The sequence below is a fragment of the Streptomyces sp. NPDC001536 genome, from assembly GCF_042894505.1.
Classification (GTDB): domain Bacteria; phylum Actinomycetota; class Actinomycetes; order Streptomycetales; family Streptomycetaceae; genus Streptomyces.
The window spans coordinates 86,479-102,998 of the sequence record NZ_JBIAVQ010000003.1; the positions used below are offsets into that span (position 1 = coordinate 86,479).

The following is a 16,520-nucleotide window of genomic DNA, read 5'->3' on the forward strand; positions in this document are numbered from 1 at the left end:
TGATCCCCAAATCGCTAGCAGACGCACGCGACGCGCGATCGACGTCACGGTCTGATCACGCGTCATCGTACTTGTGCGACAAGCGAGTTGGGGACGCAGAGCGATGTTCTGGGGAAAACCCTAGGGGAGTCGGCGAAGATTTACGGGAGAGTCCGCGCAGACTTCACGAGAGTTGGAGGAGGCCTCGCAGGATGTCACGGCTCTCGTCCGGCCCGGGACTGTCCTGCTGGAGCTCCTTGAGCGCCTTCTCGTACTGGGCGACGTCCTCACGCTTGTCCAGGTACAGGGCGCTGGTGAGCTGCTCCAGATAGACCACGTCCGAGAGGTCGGACTCGGGGAAGCTGAGCAGGGTGAAGGCGCCGGACTCGCCGGAGTGGCCGCCGAAGCCGAACGGCATGACCTGCAACCGGACGTTGGGCAGCTTGGAGACCTCGATCAGGTGCTGGAGCTGGCCGCGCATGACTTCGCGGTCGCCGTACGGCCGGCGCAGGGCCGCCTCGTCGAGGACGATGTGGAGTTCGGGGCCGCCCTCTTCCGTGAGGTACTTCTGCCGCTCCAGGCGCAGGGCGACGCGCTTCTCGACGTCGGCCTCGCTCGCGCCCTTCATGCCGCGCCGCACGACCGCGCGGGCGTAGGCCTCGGTCTGGAGCAGTCCGTGCACGAACTGGACCTCGTACACCCGGATCAGGGTGGCCGCGCCCTCCAGGCCGACATAGGTGGGGAACCAGCTCGGCAGGACGTCGGAGTAACTGTGCCACCAGCCCGCCACGTTGGCCTCGCGGGCGAGGGAGAGCAGTGAGGCGCGCTCCTGCTCGTCCGTGATGCCGTACAGCGTCAGCAGGTCCTCGACGTCCCTCGTCTTGAAGCTCACCCGGCCCAACTCCATCCGGCTGATCTTCGACTCCGAGGCACGGATCGAGTAGCCCGCGGCCTCGCGGGTGATTCCGCGTGCCTCACGCAGTCGCCTGAGTTGCGAGCCGAGCAGCATCCGCCGCACCACCGATCCGGGCTCTCCCGCGCTCACGTTCGCCAGCCTCCCCAGCCGTCTTCAGGAGCCGAAGTCTGCCACTAAAACACTTCGAGCTGTACTCGTCCGATTACAGAGATGGAAAGAAGCCAAAGATTCCACACAGCAGGAGGGGAGGAGAAGGCAAGAGAGGTAAGGAAGTTGGCGGAAAAAATGCCCAACAAGCGGTACGGGAACGTCCAATTCGGTCACGTGCACGTGCATCTGCACCTTGCATCTGCACTCCTCATCCGAAACCATGGTCCCGCGCAACCGCTGCATCGCAACGACCGCGAACCTCCGGGAGTGCCTCGCATGGGGACGAATGGATCGACCATGCTCGAGCCGTTACGGCAGGGCCTTCCGCCGCTGGATCCCGCGGCCGTGTCCAACGCCGCCTCCTGCGCTCTGCCCGCCCGCTACGAAGCGGTGCGCGAGGCACGGCAGTTCACCCGCAGAACGCTCGACCAGTGGGACATAGGCGACCGCTACGACGACGTCTGCCTGGTGGTCTCGGAACTGGTCACCAACGCCCTGCGACACGGTCTGCCGACGAGCAACGGACACGCGCCCGCACAGATTCCGCCCGTGCGGCTGCACCTGATGCGCTGGACCGAGCGACTGGTGTGCGCGGTGCGCGATCCCAGCCATGACAGTCCGGTCGCGCGCGACTCGGACGACTTCTCGGCGGAGTCCGGGCGGGGTCTGTTCCTCGTCGACTCCTTCGCGGACGGCTGGGGATGGCATCCGCTCGCCGGCACGCTCAACGGCAAGGTCGTCTGGGCACTGTTCCGTCTGCCGTCCGCCGAGTGAGGCACCGCGGCTTTTTTCGCCGCCGCGGTTCTACGCGCGTCACGGCCTGTGAGACACCGATCGCCCTGAGTCCTCGATGCGGTGGCGAGGTACCTGTTCCCGGAGGTCAGCCCACTACGAGGTGGTCGAACTCGCCGTCCTTCACCCCGAGCAGCATCGCCTCTATCTCGGCGCGGGTGTAGACCAGCGCCGGACCGTCGGGGAAGCGGGAGTTGCGCATGGCCACGCCTCCGTCGGGAAGGCGGGCGAACTCGACGCAGGAACCCTGCGAGTTGCTGTGCCGGCTCTTCTGCCACGCCACCCCGTTCAGCTCCGTGGCTGCCATGCCGTTGTACACGTCGTTGTACACGTCGTGGTCCACAGGTCGCTCCCCGGTGGTGCGGTGGCCTTGGGGCCATTGATGCAGTGGTCAACTGGTCCGGATCATAGCTCTGTTCACGTGCAGATGCATGAGCAGATGCACGTGCACGCGGGGTGGTCCTGTGGTTACAGATGTGACGTACGGGGCGCTGGATACGTTCCCCCGGCACCTCGGCATCTGGGCCGAACCCCCTCGTGTATGAGGAATAGACGCGTACCGCGCCTGTTGTGTTCCAAGCTTCACCTAATCGTGCGGAGGCAAAGTTCGGCCCCGGCGTGAACCGTGTCCACGCCGGGGCCTCCGGAGGGGGCGGGCGATCAGCGGTTGCCGTACGGCAACAGTGCCATCTCCCGGGCGTTCTTGATGGCGCGGGTCAGCTGACGCTGCTGCTGGGCCGAGACGCGGGTGACCCGGCGGCTGCGGATCTTGCCACGATCGGAGATGAACTTCCGCAGCAGATCGGTGTCCTTGTAGTCGATGTAGGTGATCTTCGCCTGGTCCAGCGGGTTGGGACGGTTCTTGGCGGGCTTGCGCTCGGGCTTGCGGGGCATGCGGGTCAGACCTCCAGGAGGGTGTCGAAGGCGGGCGGCAGCCGCTTCCAGGCGTCGCGGCCCGCGGCGTACTCGGCATCGGTGAGCAGGCAGTGCTCCAGCAGCCGTTCGAGGCCGTCGCGGTCGAGGGCGGGCGAGGTGAACACCAGGTGCTGGCAGCAGTCGCCGTGCTCGGGGTGCCAGTCCATGGCCGCGGCCGCCCGGCGCACCGGCGGGACCATCTCCCAGGCCGCGTCCGGCAGGGAGGCGAGCCAGGGGCCTGCGCTCTCCACGCACAGCGCCCCGCCGGCCGCGTCCCAGTGCAGCAGCACATCCGGCTTGTCGGCCAGCCAGAACCGGCCACGGCTGCGGGCGGCCGCACAGGTGATGTCCTCCAGCGCCTCGTACAGCCGCTCCGGGTGGAAGGGGCGGCAGCGGTGCCAGACCAGCGTGGAGACACCGTGGGCGTCCGCCTCGGTGGGCAGGAGGGCACACGCGGGGTGCTGGGCGGCGGCCGCGGCCTCCACGTCGAAGCCGGCGAGGGCGGCCGCCGCCAGCGGTGACCGTGCGGATGCCCGCGCATCGGCCTGCCCGCCCATCGGCTCACCGGCGCCGATCGGGACCTGACGGGCCGTGGGATGCAGCTGGGCGAGCAGTTCGCGGTCCTCGTCGTCGGCCGCCTCCGAGTCGGCGACGGCGAGGACGGGGGCGTACTCCAGCTGGCGCGCGAAGGTGTCGGCGACCGTGCGCTGGTCGGTGGCGGCCGCGGCGAGACCGCGCTCGGCGAGGTCGTCGCCGTTGCCCAGATACGGCAGGACCAGTGCCGGGTCGACGGCGGTGATGACGCCGGTGACGGTGAGCCCGCCGGCCGTGACGACCTCGGCCATCGCCTTGGGCTCCACCGAGTCCCACAGCTCGACGACCGCGAGCCGCGTGCGACCGTCGTCGGCCAGCCGGCGCAGTTCCGGCACCAGGTCCTCGCGCAGCGCACAGCAGGCGCAGTCGTTGACCAGGGGCGCCTCCCCCGCGGCGAGGATCCCGGAGGCGTCGCGGATGGTGCGTACGACCGTGCCCGCCGCGGCCGTCGCCAGGTCGTGGTGGAGGACGACGCTGCCCGGCACGTCGGCGAGCAGCCGCTCGACGGCCGCCTTGCGCGCGTCGGCGTGCAGCCCGCCGACGATCACGACGGAGAGCATCAGCCCTTCTTTCCGTACCGGCGCTCGAAGCGCTCCACGCGTCCGGCGGTGTCCAGCACGCGCGCGGTACCCGTGTAGAAGGGGTGGCTGACGTTCGAGATCTCGACGTCGACGACCGGGTAGGTGTGGCCGTCCTCCCACTCGACCGTCTTCTCGCTCGTCATGGTCGAGCGGGTCAGGAAGGCGTAGTTCGCGGCACGGTCGCGGAAGACGACGGGGCCGTAGGACGGGTGGATTCCCTCGCGCATGACGGTCAGCGCTCCTCTCGGAAGTCGACGTGGCGGCGGACGACCGGGTCGAACTTGCGCAGGACCATGCGGTCCGGGTTGTTGCGGCGGTTCTTGCGGGTCACATAGGTGAAGCCGGTCCCGGCGGTGGACCGGAGCTTGATGACCGGGCGGAGTTCGTTGCGAGCCATGCTGCTATCTTACTGAAAATGAATTCCATTTACACAACTGCTTCGAGAGAGGTGCATCACCCGTGTCCGCCCACTGCATGCTGACCGGCGCCCGGCCCGGCTTCGGCAACCGCATCTCCCACTCCCACCGGCGCACTTCACGCCGCTTCGACCCCAACATCCAGTCCAAGCGGTACTGGCTGCCCAGCGAGGGCCGGCACGTCCGGCTGCGGCTGAGCGCGAAGGGGATCAAGACCGTCGACACGATCGGTGTCGAGGCGGCCGTGGCGCGCATCCGCGCGCGCGGCGTGCGGATCTGACGGCTCCGAGGGAGAAACCGGTATGGCGAAGAAGAGCAAGATCGCGAAGAACGAGAAGCGGCAGGAGATCGTCGCCCGGTACGCCGGGCGCCGCGCCGAGCTGAAGGAGATCATCCGGCGCCCGTCCTCGACGGACGCCGAACGGATCGCCGCCCAGCGGGAGTTGAACCGGCAGCCACGGGACGCCAGCGCCACGCGCGTGCGCAACCGGGACCAGGTGGACGGGCGGCCGCGCGGCTACTTCCGCACCTTCGGCCTGTCCCGCGTCGGCCTCCGGGAGCAGGCGCACGCCGGGTACCTTCCGGGGGTCCGCAAGTCCTCCTGGTAGCTTGCTGCGGTCGTTGCGTCGACCGCTACAGCTAGGAGCCTCCAGTGACTTCGGCGATCTTCTCGCGCACCACGTCACACCGGCGGACGCGGGTCGCGGCGGCGGCCGTGTCCCTGGCGGGCGTGCTCGCGCTGACCGCGTGCAGCGGGGACGGCGACTCCGACGACACCTCGTCGCCGAGCACCGGTACGTCGTCGACGGCGACCGCGGACACGGGAGGCGGGAGCGGCGGGTCGGCGTCCTCGTCGGCCTCCGCCTCCGCGGCGGACGAGCTCGCGGGCAGCTGGCTCGCCACCACCAAGGGCAAGGCCGTGGTGCTGATGGTCAACGGCACGGAGGCCGGGCTCTTCGCGACCGGCGGGACCATCTGCAGCGGGACCGCGGGCGAGGAGGACGGCATGCAGATGATCCGCCTCACGTGCACGGACGGCAGCAAGGACCGGCAGACCGGAATGGTCGACTCGGTGAGCAAGACCGGCCTCAAGGTGACGTGGGAGGGCGGTCTGGCCACGGAGACGTATCAGAAGGCGGAGGGCGGTCAACTGCCGTCCGGGCTGCCGACGGCGAGCCTGGGCTGATCCTCGTAACGGATTCCCAGCCGCGTACGTGATGATCCACGCACGCCTTCACGCAGCACCTGAGCACTCAAGGACCTTTCATGCGCGCCCTTCCCCTCGCCGCCGCCGTCCTCACCGCGGCCCTGACGCTGACCGCCTGTTCCGACGACGGCGCAGACACCAAGGACAAGGCCGCCACGAGCAGCGCCAAGGGTGACGCCGCCTGCGCGATCGGGGCGATGAAGGTGCAGGTCGGACCCGCCAACGCCGCCCCCGCCGTCGGGGACACCGGCAACGTGCCCGTCACGATCACCAACGACAGCGGCGCCAAGTGCACCCTGGACGGCCTGCCCTCCGTCACCCTCGGCACGGTCGCCGTCGAGCCGGACCCGTCCGCCAAGGCCACGAAGACGACCCTCGCGAAGGGCGCCGCGACCTCCTTCACGCTCACCTACGTCATGGGCGAGGCCGGCGGCGACCAGAGCCTCGCCGTCTCGGAGGGGAAGTTCGGCCTGCCCGGGTCCTCGGAGACGTACGACTTCACGTGGTCGTACGGCGATGTCGCGCTGAAGAGCGACGGGAAGACCCCGGACGCCTCCGTGAGCGGGTTCCAGACGTCCGGCGACTAGCCGAGCGGCCGCCGGGACTTCACCTGGGCACGGTCCGCCGCCTGCGATCCCTCGACCCAGCCCGCCTCGTCGCTGACGCCGCGCAGCCGGGTCGTGGTCGTCTCCGGGAACATCCGGTCGAGGCGGCCGGTGACCGCGACCTCGCGGGTGGCGAGCACCGGGAGCAGGTCGGCGCTCACCTGGGTCTCGGCCGCGGCCCGCAGCCGGACGCCCACGCGGTGGGCGTAGGCCGCGAGGAAGGACTGCCGGAAGGTCTTGGTCCGCTTCCGGCCGCCCGCCCGCTGGGCCGCCTCCGCCTTGGTCATCGCCGTCGTGGCCTGGACGAGCAGCGAGGTGTAGAGCAGTTCCACGACCTCCAGATCGGGTTCGAAGCCGACGACCGTGGAGAAGGCGAGCGGTTCGTTCCACACCGCTCGGCAGTGGTTCGCCGTCGCCACCGCGTCCAGCAGCACCGCCTTGGCCTGCTCGTACGGCGGTTCGACCCCGATCCGGCAGGCACCGGGGGTGTCGTGCGTGGGCGCCTGCGCGTCCAGGAGCGCCTCGTCGACACTGTGCCGGGCCATCAGCTCCTGCGCCTTGGCACTGAGCGCCTCCGCCTCCTCCGGATAGCCCGTCGCCTCCGCCTTCGCGAGCAGCGCGCGGATGCGGGTGAGCATGCGCGACTCGGGGTGCGCCGTGCGGCCGGCCGGCTCGTCGAGGGACTCCAGCGCAGGGAGGCGGAGCAGCAGGCGGTACAGCTCCAGGACCGCGGTGGCGCGGGAGAAACGGTCCTGTGCCGGGGCGTCGGCCGTCAGTTCTTCGAGCTGGGCCCGCCAGCGGGGGCCGCGCGCACGGTCGTCGGGCGCCTGCGCGTGGATCAGCGCCGACGCCAGACGTACGTGTACGTCGTCCAGCTCCCGTCGCACGATCCGTACGACGTCGGCGGGCTGCCAGCCGCGTCGCCAGGCCGCCGCGACGAACTCCCGGCCCCGGCGGTCGAGTTCGGCGTCGGCCGCCCTGTCGGCGGCGAGGAGGGAGGCCGCCGTGTCGAGGGCGGAGTCGGCGTCCGTGTAGAGGGCTGCCTCGAAGGCGCGGTCGACGGTGCCGGGGGAACCGCTGCCGGAGGCACTGCTGCTGGTCACGGGGCGATCGTCTCACTCCCCGAAAATCGGGTGCCGCCGCCCGTGCGGGCTTCGAGCATGGCCGCATGGTGGACATGTCTCTCTACGCGGCCTTCCTCGTGGCCGCCTTCGCGCTCTGTGTGACTCCCGGCCCCGACATGATGTTCATCGTGGCGATGGGCGGACGGGGTGGTCCCGCGGCCGGGGTGATGGCGGCGTTCGGGGTGGCCTGCGCGATGTTCGTGCACACGGTGGCCGCGGCGCTCGGACTGTCGGCGCTGTTCCTGGCGCTGCCGACGCTGTACCACGTGCTGCGCTGGGCGGGCGCGGCCTATCTGCTGTACCTCGCGGTGAAGGCGTTCCGGGACCGTTCGCCGATCGGCGAGGGGATCGTGACCGGGCCGGGCATGCGGCGGGCCTTCTGGCAGGGCGCCGTCACCAACCTCCTGAACCCCAAGGTGATCCTCTTCAACGTGGCGTTCCTGCCCCAGTTCGTGGCGCCCGAGATGGGGCACGTGTGGGAGCAGTTCCTGGTCCTCGGGCTCACCATCACGGTCATGGGCTTCGCGGTGGACGGCTCGATCGGACTGCTCTCCGGGAAGCTCTCCGCGCTGCTGCGGCGCAGTCGCCGGGTGGCGCGGGGGCTCAACATCTTCAGCGGGACGGTTTTCACGGGGCTGGCTGTGCGATTGGTGGCCACGTCGCCGAAGTAGGGGCACGCACGCGTGGAGACATGTCGTTGTCAACCCACGGTTGACGCCTTGCAGGTGTCAACCTAAGGTTGACAGCATGACGACGAACCCCAACATCACGTCATCCGTACGCCTCGACGACCTCATCGCGGCCATCAAGAAGGTGCACGACCAACCGCTCGACCAGCTTGAGGACGCGGTGATCGCGGCCGACCACCTCGGTGACGTGGCCGACCATCTGATCGGCCACTTCGTGGACCAGGCCCGGCGCTCGGGCGCCTCCTGGACGGACATCGGCAGGAGCATGGGCGTCACCCGGCAGGCCGCGCAGAAGCGGTTCGTGCCGAGGGAGAGCGGGGACGTCAGCGCCGGCCAGGACTTCAGCCGCTACACACAGCGTGCCCGCAACACGGTCATGGCCGCGCACAACGAGGCCGTCGCCGCCCGCAACGCCGAGGGCCGCCCCGAACACCTGGTCCTCGGCCTGCTGGCCGAACCGGAGGGCCTGGCCGCCAAGGCGATCACCGCGCAGGGCGTCCCCCTCGACACCGTACGCCAGGCCGCCACCGCCGCACTGCCACCGGCCGCCGAGGAGGCCCCGGAGCTCGTCCCCTACGGCTCGGACGCCAAGAAGGTCCTGGAACTCACCTTCCGCGAGGCCCTGCGCCTGGGCCACAACTACGTCGGCACCGAACACATCCTGCTGGCCCTCCTGGAGTTCGAGAACGGCGAGGGCGTGCTGTCGGGGTTGGGCATCGCGAAGGCGGCGGTGGAGGAGAACGTGACGACGGCGCTGGCGAAGATCCAGGAGGAGAGGGCCTGATCTCCCGGGTCGGCGGGGGCCGCCGTCTGCGGACGCGCGACGGGGCGTTGTCAGACCCTCCTGCGAGACTCGGAATCATGACCGACCGCTGGGCTCTCGCTCCGGCCGAGGACGGTGGCGTGGAGATCGCCCCCCTCGGGGCCGACGGGCTGCCCTCCGGGCCGGTGCGGTGGGAGCCGGATCTCGCGGAGGCCGTGCGGAGGCGGCCCGAGGTGGCGCGGTGGGTGTGGCGGTCCACGGCGGAGGTGTATCCGCGGCTGCTCGCCGCGGGGGTGCGAGTAGAGCGGTGCTACGACATCGAGGACGCCGAGACGCTGCTGCTGGGCCACGCGGGGAGGTACGGCGAGCCGCGCTCGGCCGCCGCCGCCCTGGCCCGGCTACGGGGCGGCCCCGTACCGCCCGACCCACCGCTGCGGTCGGCCGAACCCGGCTCGCAGTCCTCCCTCTTCGAGCCGCAGGCCGTCCAGCTGCCGCTCGCCGACCTCCTGGAGGTGTACGCCGACCAGCAGCGCCGCCAGGACGCCACCGCGTATCCCGACCGGATGCGGCTGCTGATCACCGCCGAGTCGGCCGGGATGCTGGTGGCCGCCGAGATGAACCGCGCGGGGCTGCCGTGGAGCGCCGACGTCCATCGGCGGGTGCTGCACGAGATGCTCGGCGAGCGGTACGCCGGCGGCGGTGAGCCCCGGCGCCTGGCCGAACTCGCCGACGAGGTGTCCGCCGCCTTCGGACGCCGGGTCCGGCCCGACCTGCCCGCCGATGTCGTCAAGGCGTTCGCACAGGCCGGCATCAAGGTGAGCTCCACCCGCCGCTGGGAGATCGAGTCCATCGACCACCCGGCCGTGAAGCCCCTGATCGAGTACAAGAAGCTGTACCGGATCTGGGTCGCCCACGGCTGGTCCTGGCTCCAGGACTGGGTGCGCGAAGGGCGGTTCCGGCCGGAGTTCCTCTGCCATGGGACCGTCACCGGGCGCTGGGTCACCAACGGCGGGGGCGCGCTGCAGATCCCCAAGGTGATACGGCGTGCCGTCGTCGCCGACCCGGGCTGGCGGCTCGTCGTCGCCGACGCCGACCAGATGGAGCCGCGGGTGCTGGCGGCGATCTCCCGTGACCCCGGGCTGATGGAGGTGGCGGGCCGGGAGACCGACCTCTACCAGTCCGTCTCCGACCGCGCCTTCTCCGGCGACCGCGCCCAGGCCAAGTTGGCCGTTCTCGGCGCGGTCTACGGCCAGACCTCCGGCGACGGCCTGAAGAACCTCGCCGCGCTCCGACGCCGCTTCCCCAAGGCGGTGGCGTACGTCGACGACGCGGCCCGCGCGGGCGAGGAGGGGCGGCTCGTGCGGACCTGGCTCGGCCGGACCTGCCCACCGGCGGCGGGCGCGGGCGACGCCGCCGAGGAGGCCGGCATCCCGCAGGAGGACGCGCCCGAGACCCCCACCGACGACGGCTGGGTGCCGGGCTACGCCTCCCGCAACGCCCGTGCCCGTGGCCGCTTCGCCCGTAACTTCGTCGTCCAGGGCAGTGCCGCCGACTGGACCCTGCTGCTGCTCGCCGCGCTGCGGCAGACCTGTGCGGACATGGCGGCCGAGCTGGTCTTCTTCCAGCACGACGAGGTGATCGTGCACTGTCCCGAGGAGGAGGCGGAGACGGTCGTGGCGGCGATCCGCGAGGCGGGGGCACTGGCGGCACGGCTGACGTTCGGGCAGACGCCGGTGCGGTTCCCGTTCTCGACGTCGGTGGTGGAGTGCTATGCGGATGCCAAGTGATCGGTTCGCTGTGCCGACTCCGAGTGATCAGCAGTCGTCGAGCAGGGCGCGCAGCTCGTCCACGACCGCCTTCTTGTCCGTCCCGTCCAGGGCGGCCAGGGCCGTACGCCACTGGGCGCACGCCTCCTCGACGCGCCCCTGCTCCCGCAGCACCAGCCCGTACTGGTGGCGGGCGAGACCGCCCACATACCCGTCGGCGCGCGCGTCCGCACGGCTCAGCAGCTCGGCGCACTCGCTCTCGGCCCGTTCGATGCGGCCCAGCAGCCGCAGCGCGCGCACCAGACCGAGCCGGGACTGGGACTCACCGTGCCAGTCGCCGTGGCGGCCGAGGATGCGCCGGCTCTCCTCGAAGTGCGGTACGGCGGCGGCCGGTTCGCCCAGGGTGAGATGGGCGTAGCCGATGTTGCAGTGCGCCGAGTGCTGCACGATGACGTTGCCGATCTCGGCGCCGATGGCGAGGGAGCGCCGGTGCTGCTCGATGGCGGCCCGGGGGTCGGTGTGCTCGTACAGGTTGCCGAGGTGGCCGTAGGTCACGGCCTCGCCCCAGGGGTCGTCCAGCTGCCGTGACAGCTCCAGGCTCTGCCGCAGCGCCTGACCGGACTCCTCGTACCGGCCGAGGTTCTCCAGCAGCAGGCCCCGGTTGCCCAGACAGCGCCGGATCCGGGAGAGCACTCCGAGCCGTCGCCAGAGCGCGAGGGAGTCGTCGGTGAGCGCGAGGGACTCGCCGTGCCGGCCGGTGAGGAAGTACAGCCCGGCGAGGTCGATCAGCGCGTACGCCTCGGCGACCTCGTCCCCGAACCGTCGCGCCAGCCGGAGCGCGGCCTGTCCGAGCACCTCCATCTCGGAGACGCGGCCGCCGCGTTGGAGGTAGGGGAAGAAGAGCCGCAGCAGGGTGGCGACATGGGCGGCGGTGCGGTCGTCGGGGGCGTCGGCGTACCGCTCGACCAGGGCGACGATGTTCTCCAGCTCCGAACTGGCCCAGGCGAAGGCGTCCTCGGAGGAGGCGAACGCCGGCACGGACAGCACGTGCGCCGTGTGCTCGGGCGGCTGCGCGGCGGTGGGGCGGCGGCGGTCGTCCTGGTCGAGGCCGGGTTCGACGATCGCGGTGAGGGTGCGCTCGGCGACGGCCGTGTACCAGCGCACAGCGGTACGGGCGACGTCGGGGGTGTGCCGGGTGTCCGCCAGTTCGCGGGCGAAGTCGCGGACCAGGTCGTGGGGGGCGTAGCGGCCGTACGCCGTCTCCTCCAGGAGCGCCACGTCGACGAGGCGGTCGAGCGCGGCCTCGGCGCGGCTGGTCTCGGTGCCGAGGAGCCGGGCGATGAGGGGGGCGCCGTACGTGGGCAGGTCGAGGGCGCCGAGCCGGCGCAGCGCGAGGGCGGCGTCGCGGTCGGTGCGGCGGCCGGAGGCGGCGAGCGCGTCGTGGGCGACGGCCAGGGAGCGGCGTACGGACAGGTCGTCGTACTCCAGGTGCCGCAACCTGTCCTCCGTGGCGGCCAGTTGGTCGGCCAGCACATCGGGAGTGAGGGCGCGGCGCGCGGCCAGGCGGGCGGCGACGATACGCAGAGCGAGCGGGAGGCGGCCGGTGAGTTCGACGAGAGGGTGGCCGGCGTCGATCCGGTCGTCGTCCTCACCGCTGCCGCTGTCGTCGCCCTCGCGGCCGGACACCGTCCGCAGCAGCGCCGCGCTGTCCTCCGCCGACAGCGGGGCGAGCGGGAAACGGCGGGCGCCGTCGAGGGCGGTCAGCGGGGAGCGGCTGGTGACGATCACCGCGCAGCCGGTGCCGGCCGGCAGCAACTGCCGTACCTGTGCGGCGGTCGCGGCGTCGTCCAGCACCATGAGCGTGCGGGTCGGGGCGAGCAGGGAGCGCAGCAACGCGGCTGCCGCGTCCGGGTGTTCGGGGATGGCACGGGGGTCGGCGCCCAGGTCCCGCAGGAGTGCGGTGAGCGCCTGGGACGGCGTGAGGGGGGTCATGCCGGGGGTGGCGCCGTGCAGGTTGACGTACAGCTGGCCGTCGGGGAAGCGTTCCCGCAGGTCATGGGCGACATGCAGGGCGAGCGCGCTCTTGCCGACGCCGGCCATGCCGCTGATGACGGCGACGGCGGTGGGGGCGTCGGACAGGGTCCCGCGTACCGCGTCGAGGACGGTTGCGCGGCCGGTGAAGTGGGGCGGCGGTGGCGGGAGTTGGGCGGGGCGGGGCGGGCCTGTGAGCGTGCCCTCGGGCTCGGTGTCGGCCACCGCGGGCTCGGCTCCGGTGTCCTCGGCCCCGTCGGCCCCGCCGGCGGCCGGCGTCTCCCCGGCCACACCCTCACCCGACGCCCCCCGCAACACCTCGACATGCGCCTCCCGCACCCCCACCCCCGGCTCCACGCCGAGCTCCTCGACCAGCCGCGTGCGCAGATCCCGGTGGACGGCCAGCGCCTCCGCCTGCCGCCCCGTCCGGTGGAGGGCCAGCATCAGCTGGCGGTGGAAGGCCTCGCGCAGCGGATGTTCGGCGGCCAGGGACGTCAGTTCCAGGACCAGACCGTCGAACCGTCCACCGACGGCGAGTTCGGCGTCGTAGCGCCACTCCAGAAGCAGCAGCCGCGCCTCCCGCAGCCGCTGCGCGAAGGCGTATCCGCCCAGTTCGGCCGGGAGCCCGCTGAGCGGTGTGCCGCGCCACAGCGCGAGCGCCTCGGTGCACGCGCGTACCGTCCGCACCCAGTCCCGCCCGGCGTGCGCGGCGCGCGCCTCGGCGACGTGGGTGTCGAAGACATGGACGTCCAGCTCGCCCTGCTCGACCCGGAGCAGATAGCCGGGCGGTACGGCCCGCAGCCGCTCGGGGTCGTCGAGCAGCCGTCGCAGCCGGGTGACGTGGTTGTGCAGCGAGGCGTGGGCGGAGGCGGGCGGCGCCCCGCCCCACAGCGCGTCCTTGAGGGAGTCCACCGAGACCGTACGGCCCGCCTCCAGCAGCAGCGCGGCCAGCAGGGTCCGCACCTTGGGGCTGCCCACCACACGGGTCGAGCCGGCGTCGTAGAGAACCGGCGGCCCCAGCAGTCCGAACCGCAGCTCGCACGGCTTCACACCGAACCACTGCCTTCCCACGCGCCGCACCCGGCCGCGCTCCGCACTCGAAAACCCACCGCTTCTGGCGGGATTCCGCCCTCTGCGCGGCGATTTCCCGCCACGTGCCACCGGCCGACGATCCGGCCGGAATCCGCTACCGTACCGGCCGTCCGGCGCCACCGCCCGGCGACTTCACGCCAATCGGCCGGCGGCCCCACAGCAGACCATTGGCCACAATGTTAGCGATCTGTTGGTGCCGCCTGATGTGATCACTTCATCGGATCTGGCCCGAGGGTGCGCGCGTACGACGCGTTGCTCGGGGGAGTGTCGCCGTCGTGGCCGGATCCGGGGACGCGAGAGGGCCCCGGTCGGCGGAGGTGAGCGACCGGGGCCCTCGTCCCTTCCTCGCGGAAACCCCTCGCAGAAGCCCTCTCAGCAGGCCTTTCTCAGCGGAGCCGGCTCAGATGACGGGCGGCCGTCCCAGCCGTGTGAGCCGCCAGACCGTGCGCCAGCGCATGGGCCGCCGCTCCCCCGCCGATTCCCGTATCCCTTCCGCGAACCCGCCGAACCAGGCGCGCAGCCCCGTCGTCGACCGGTTCCGTACGAGCGTGAGCAGCACCCAGACCCCGAGATGGACCGGGACGAGCGGCAGCGGCAGCCGGCGCCGGGCCAGCCAGACGCGGTTGCGGGCGTTCACGCGGTAGTAGACGGCGTGCCGGGCGGGCGAGGTCTTCGGGTGCTGGAGCAGCAGTTCGGGCGCGTACAGGATCCGCCAGCCCGCGTCGGCGGCCCGCCAGGCCAGGTCGGTCTCCTCGTGCGCGAAGAAGAACCGGGCCGGCCAGTCGCCGATCTCGTCGAGCATCGCCATGCGCAGGCCGTGCCCGCCGCCGAGGAAGCCAGTCACATATCCGCCCCGCAGCGGATCGGAGGCGCCGACCCGGGGCACGTGCCGCCGCTGGGTCTCCCCGTGCTCGTCGGCGATCCGGAAGCCCACGACGCCCAGTTGTCCGTCGGCGGCGAACAACTCCCGTACCCGGCGCAGCACATCGGCGTCGACGAGCAGCCCGTCGTCGTCCAGCTCGACGACGACGTCGACGTCCCCGAACTCCCGCAGCCGCGCGAGCCCGACATTGCGCCCGCCGGGACAGCCGAGGTTCTCCTCCAGCTCCACGACGGTGACCTCACCGGGCAGCGACAGCCGTTCGGCGAACTCCGGCAGCCGGCAGCCGTTCCCGACGATCACGATCCGCGCGGGCGCCACGTCCTGCTTGGCCACGGACTCCAGCAGCGCGTCGACCTCCTCCGGCCGGTTCCCCATGGTCACGACGGCGACGGCGACGCGTAGCGCCTCCCCCATGCCCTCACCTCATCCCGGCTCGCAAGTACCGCCGCGATGCTAGCCGTTCACGGTAAGGACTTCTCATGTACGCGGATTCGCAGCGTGATCCGTACGCCGGTTCTCCCTCCTGCGGACGAACTTCAGCCCCGACCAGTCCTGCCCCAGCGCCGCCACCTTCACATCGACGACACCGAGCGGGAGGAAGACGTCCCGCAGATCGTTCTCCGTGATGTCACTGCCATGCCCGGCCGCCTTCCGGGGCCAGGCGATCCACAGCATGGCCTCGTCGGCGAGGTCGGCCACGAGCCGGGCCGCCTCGGCCGCCAACTCCCGCCGCTCCCGGTAGAAGGCGACACCGACATCGACCCCGCGCGGCCCGCCCGCCACGACCTCGCACCCGTCCGGCAGCCCGGGAATGTCCCACCCCTCGGGCGCGTGCCGCAGCCCCACCCGCTGCCCGCTCTTGACGCCGATCTTCCGGGCCAGGGGCGTACCGGAGTATCCGTTCGTCACGCACATCACCTCCGCTCCTCCCATCGTGACGGGCCGGGGCGGGTATGTCCGCCTGCGGAGGTGGACATGGTGGACCCATGGGCGGGTGTGGACCGCGAGGCGCTGGCGACGGCGGTCCGGGAGCAGGCGGCACGCCCCGTGCCCGGCGTCGAGGACATGGCGACATATCTCGCGGCCCAGGTGGCGGACACGTCCCACCGCGAGGTGCGGGGCCCGCTCCTGGACGGCGGCGGCGCGAGCGGGGTGGTGGTCCGGCGGGGCACGGTGATCGCGTCCTGGGGCGATCCGGCGCGCGAGGAGATGGCGTACAGCGCGACGAAGAGCGTGCTGTCCCTCGTGGCGGGAATCGCGTACGACGACGGCCTGCTGCGCCTCGACGAGCCGGTGTCGGCGGTGCTGGACCTGCCCCACTTCGCCTCCGCCCACGCGCGGGCGATCACCTGGCGCCATCTGCTGGACCAGACGAGCCAGTGGGAGGGCGAGCTGTGGGGGAAGCCCACCTGGGCCGACGCCCAGAGCACCCGCGAGGGCACGGAGTCGGCGGGCGGCCCGCCCGGGGAGGGCTGGGCCTACAACGACGTACGCGTGAACCTCACGGCCCTGGCCCTGACGGTCCTGTTCCGCCGCCCGCTGCCGGACGTCCTGCGCGAGCGCGTGATGACCCCGATCGGCGCCTCCCCGACCTGGTCCTGGCACGGCTACGACTCCGCGTACGCCGACGGCCTCCCCGTGGTCTCCGGCGGCGCCCACTGGGGCGGCGGCCTGTGGATCAGCGCCCTCGACCTGGCCCGCCTCGGCCTCCTGTGCCTGAACGGCGGTGCCTGGGACGGCGCTCAGGTGGTCTCCGCCCGCTGGATCGAGGAGCTCTGGACGCCGTGCCCGGTCAAGCCGGAGTACGGCCTGTCCTGGTGGCTCAACGACGAGCGCAAGGTCTGGCCCACGGCCCCTTCGACGGGCCGCTGCGCCCGTGGGAACGGGGGTGCGCATCTGCTGTGGGTGGATCCGGCGCGGGAGCTGGTGATCAGTTCGCGGTGGGGGGCGGGGGTGGAGGGGCTGCTGGCACAGGTGTCGGAGGCGGTACGACCGGACGGCCCGCCATGCTGAAGGG

The 16,520-nt window shown here is 71.8% G+C and carries 19 protein-coding genes; 9 read left to right on the forward strand and 10 right to left on the reverse strand.

The annotated features are described in order from the left end of the window. Window positions 1-163: 163 nt before the first annotated feature. On the reverse strand, window positions 164-988 hold the full coding sequence (locus ACFY0U_RS09325) for a helix-turn-helix domain-containing protein (RefSeq protein ID WP_388634279.1): 825 nt from the start codon (window positions 986-988) through the stop codon (window positions 164-166). A gap of 333 nt (window positions 989-1,321) precedes the next feature. On the opposite strand from ACFY0U_RS09325, the gene ACFY0U_RS09330 reads away from it, so the two are divergent. Further along, the gene (locus ACFY0U_RS09330; protein ID WP_388632616.1) at window positions 1,322-1,819 is read left to right on the forward strand and encodes an ATP-binding protein; all 498 of its coding nucleotides are present in this window, start codon (window positions 1,322-1,324) and stop codon (window positions 1,817-1,819) included. 106 nt (window positions 1,820-1,925) lie between these two features. On the opposite strand, the gene ACFY0U_RS09335 is transcribed toward ACFY0U_RS09330, so the two are convergent. From ACFY0U_RS09335 to rpmG, 5 genes are all read right to left on the reverse strand, one after another. Then, a complete protein-coding gene (locus ACFY0U_RS09335; protein WP_046260356.1) occupies window positions 1,926-2,180 on the reverse strand; it encodes a DUF397 domain-containing protein in 255 nt (84 codons plus the stop codon). Window positions 2,181-2,497: 317 nt separating this feature from the next. Further along, window positions 2,498-2,731: a 30S ribosomal protein S18 gene (gene rpsR / locus ACFY0U_RS09340; RefSeq protein WP_388632619.1), complete on the reverse strand. Its 234-nt coding sequence runs from the start codon at window positions 2,729-2,731 to the stop codon at window positions 2,498-2,500. A 5-nt stretch (window positions 2,732-2,736) separates the two neighbouring features. Then, window positions 2,737-3,906: a CobW family GTP-binding protein gene (locus ACFY0U_RS09345; protein ID WP_388632620.1), complete on the reverse strand. Its 1,170-nt coding sequence runs from the start codon at window positions 3,904-3,906 to the stop codon at window positions 2,737-2,739. Beyond that, complete coding sequence (locus tag ACFY0U_RS09350) at window positions 3,906-4,154, reverse strand: type B 50S ribosomal protein L31 (protein ID WP_388632623.1); 249 nt, start codon at window positions 4,152-4,154, stop codon at window positions 3,906-3,908. The genes ACFY0U_RS09345 and ACFY0U_RS09350 overlap by 1 nt, the downstream gene beginning before the upstream one ends. A 5-nt stretch (window positions 4,155-4,159) precedes the next feature. Further along, window positions 4,160-4,324, reverse strand: coding sequence for a 50S ribosomal protein L33 (gene rpmG / locus ACFY0U_RS09355; protein ID WP_388632626.1), 165 nt, complete (start codon window positions 4,322-4,324; stop codon window positions 4,160-4,162). A 62-nt stretch (window positions 4,325-4,386) separates the two neighbouring features. On the opposite strand from rpmG, the gene rpmB reads away from it, so the two are divergent. The 4 genes from rpmB (at window position 4,387) to ACFY0U_RS09375 (ending at window position 6,137) form a co-directional block, all read left to right on the forward strand. Beyond that, window positions 4,387-4,623, forward strand: coding sequence for a 50S ribosomal protein L28 (gene rpmB / locus ACFY0U_RS09360; protein WP_059194016.1), 237 nt, complete (start codon window positions 4,387-4,389; stop codon window positions 4,621-4,623). A 22-nt stretch (window positions 4,624-4,645) separates the two neighbouring features. Beyond that, window positions 4,646-4,951: a 30S ribosomal protein S14 gene (rpsN, locus tag ACFY0U_RS09365; protein WP_388632630.1), complete on the forward strand. Its 306-nt coding sequence runs from the start codon at window positions 4,646-4,648 to the stop codon at window positions 4,949-4,951. 44 nt (window positions 4,952-4,995) lie between these two features. Continuing rightward, window positions 4,996-5,529 carry a hypothetical protein gene (locus tag ACFY0U_RS09370; protein ID WP_388632632.1) on the forward strand — a complete coding sequence of 178 codons (534 nt, stop codon included), beginning with the start codon at window positions 4,996-4,998 and terminating at the stop codon, window positions 5,527-5,529. An 80-nt stretch (window positions 5,530-5,609) separates the two neighbouring features. Continuing rightward, window positions 5,610-6,137, forward strand: coding sequence for a DUF4232 domain-containing protein (locus ACFY0U_RS09375; RefSeq protein ID WP_388632635.1), 528 nt, complete (start codon window positions 5,610-5,612; stop codon window positions 6,135-6,137). Here ACFY0U_RS09375 and ACFY0U_RS09380 read toward each other — a convergent pair. Then, window positions 6,134-7,258, reverse strand: coding sequence for a DUF2786 domain-containing protein (locus ACFY0U_RS09380; protein WP_388632638.1), 1,125 nt, complete (start codon window positions 7,256-7,258; stop codon window positions 6,134-6,136). The two genes, ACFY0U_RS09375 and ACFY0U_RS09380, sit on opposite strands and share 4 nt — an antisense overlap. A gap of 65 nt (window positions 7,259-7,323) precedes the next feature. On the opposite strand from ACFY0U_RS09380, the gene ACFY0U_RS09385 reads away from it, so the two are divergent. From ACFY0U_RS09385 to ACFY0U_RS09395, 3 genes are all read left to right on the forward strand, one after another. Then, the gene (locus tag ACFY0U_RS09385; protein ID WP_388632640.1) at window positions 7,324-7,950 is read left to right on the forward strand and encodes a LysE family translocator; all 627 of its coding nucleotides are present in this window, start codon (window positions 7,324-7,326) and stop codon (window positions 7,948-7,950) included. Window positions 7,951-8,026: 76 nt separating this feature from the next. Then, entirely contained in the window at window positions 8,027-8,752 is a 726-nt protein-coding gene (locus ACFY0U_RS09390; protein ID WP_388632643.1) for a Clp protease N-terminal domain-containing protein, read from the forward strand. 77 nt (window positions 8,753-8,829) lie between these two features. Next, window positions 8,830-10,518, forward strand: a complete 1,689-nt coding sequence (locus ACFY0U_RS09395) for a bifunctional 3'-5' exonuclease/DNA polymerase (protein WP_388632646.1) — start codon at window positions 8,830-8,832, stop codon at window positions 10,516-10,518. 27 nt (window positions 10,519-10,545) lie between these two features. Here the strand turns inward: ACFY0U_RS09395 and ACFY0U_RS09400 are convergent, their stop codons facing one another. The 3 genes from ACFY0U_RS09400 to ACFY0U_RS09410 form a co-directional block, all read right to left on the reverse strand. Further along, window positions 10,546-13,578 (reverse strand): BTAD domain-containing putative transcriptional regulator, encoded by a 3,033-nt coding sequence (locus ACFY0U_RS09400; RefSeq protein WP_388634281.1) that lies wholly within the window; start codon window positions 13,576-13,578, stop codon window positions 10,546-10,548. A 442-nt stretch (window positions 13,579-14,020) separates the two neighbouring features. Continuing rightward, a complete protein-coding gene (locus tag ACFY0U_RS09405) occupies window positions 14,021-14,917 on the reverse strand; it encodes a glycosyltransferase family 2 protein (RefSeq protein ID WP_388632648.1) in 897 nt (298 codons plus the stop codon). A 63-nt stretch (window positions 14,918-14,980) separates the two neighbouring features. Then, complete coding sequence (locus ACFY0U_RS09410; RefSeq protein WP_388632651.1) at window positions 14,981-15,418, reverse strand: DUF3052 domain-containing protein; 438 nt, start codon at window positions 15,416-15,418, stop codon at window positions 14,981-14,983. A gap of 60 nt (window positions 15,419-15,478) precedes the next feature. Between ACFY0U_RS09410 and ACFY0U_RS09415 the strand changes: the two genes are divergently transcribed. Then, the gene (locus ACFY0U_RS09415; RefSeq protein WP_388632654.1) at window positions 15,479-16,516 is read left to right on the forward strand and encodes a serine hydrolase domain-containing protein; all 1,038 of its coding nucleotides are present in this window, start codon (window positions 15,479-15,481) and stop codon (window positions 16,514-16,516) included. Window positions 16,517-16,520 lie beyond the last annotated feature (4 nt).

Coding starts and splice junctions, on each gene's coding strand:
- rpsN (WP_388632630.1), top strand. CDS start 4,646: ATGGCGAAGAAGAGCAAGATCGCGAAGAACGAGAAGCGGCAGGAGATC.
- ACFY0U_RS09405 (WP_388632648.1), bottom strand. CDS start 14,917: ATGGGGGAGGCGCTACGCGTCGCCGTCGCCGTCGTGACCATGGGGAAC.
- ACFY0U_RS09350 (WP_388632623.1), bottom strand. CDS start 4,154: ATGCGCGAGGGAATCCACCCGTCCTACGGCCCCGTCGTCTTCCGCGAC.
- ACFY0U_RS09375 (WP_388632635.1), top strand. CDS start 5,610: ATGCGCGCCCTTCCCCTCGCCGCCGCCGTCCTCACCGCGGCCCTGACG.
- rpmG (WP_388632626.1), bottom strand. CDS start 4,324: ATGGCTCGCAACGAACTCCGCCCGGTCATCAAGCTCCGGTCCACCGCC.
- ACFY0U_RS09345 (WP_388632620.1), bottom strand. CDS start 3,906: ATGCTCTCCGTCGTGATCGTCGGCGGGCTGCACGCCGACGCGCGCAAG.
- ACFY0U_RS09325 (WP_388634279.1), bottom strand. CDS start 988: ATGCTGCTCGGCTCGCAACTCAGGCGACTGCGTGAGGCACGCGGAATC.
- ACFY0U_RS09385 (WP_388632640.1), top strand. CDS start 7,324: ATGGTGGACATGTCTCTCTACGCGGCCTTCCTCGTGGCCGCCTTCGCG.
- ACFY0U_RS09410 (WP_388632651.1), bottom strand. CDS start 15,418: ATGTGCGTGACGAACGGATACTCCGGTACGCCCCTGGCCCGGAAGATC.
- ACFY0U_RS09330 (WP_388632616.1), top strand. CDS start 1,322: ATGGGGACGAATGGATCGACCATGCTCGAGCCGTTACGGCAGGGCCTT.
- ACFY0U_RS09395 (WP_388632646.1), top strand. CDS start 8,830: ATGACCGACCGCTGGGCTCTCGCTCCGGCCGAGGACGGTGGCGTGGAG.
- rpsR (WP_388632619.1), bottom strand. CDS start 2,731: ATGCCCCGCAAGCCCGAGCGCAAGCCCGCCAAGAACCGTCCCAACCCG.
- ACFY0U_RS09415 (WP_388632654.1), top strand. CDS start 15,479: ATGGTGGACCCATGGGCGGGTGTGGACCGCGAGGCGCTGGCGACGGCG.
- ACFY0U_RS09390 (WP_388632643.1), top strand. CDS start 8,027: ATGACGACGAACCCCAACATCACGTCATCCGTACGCCTCGACGACCTC.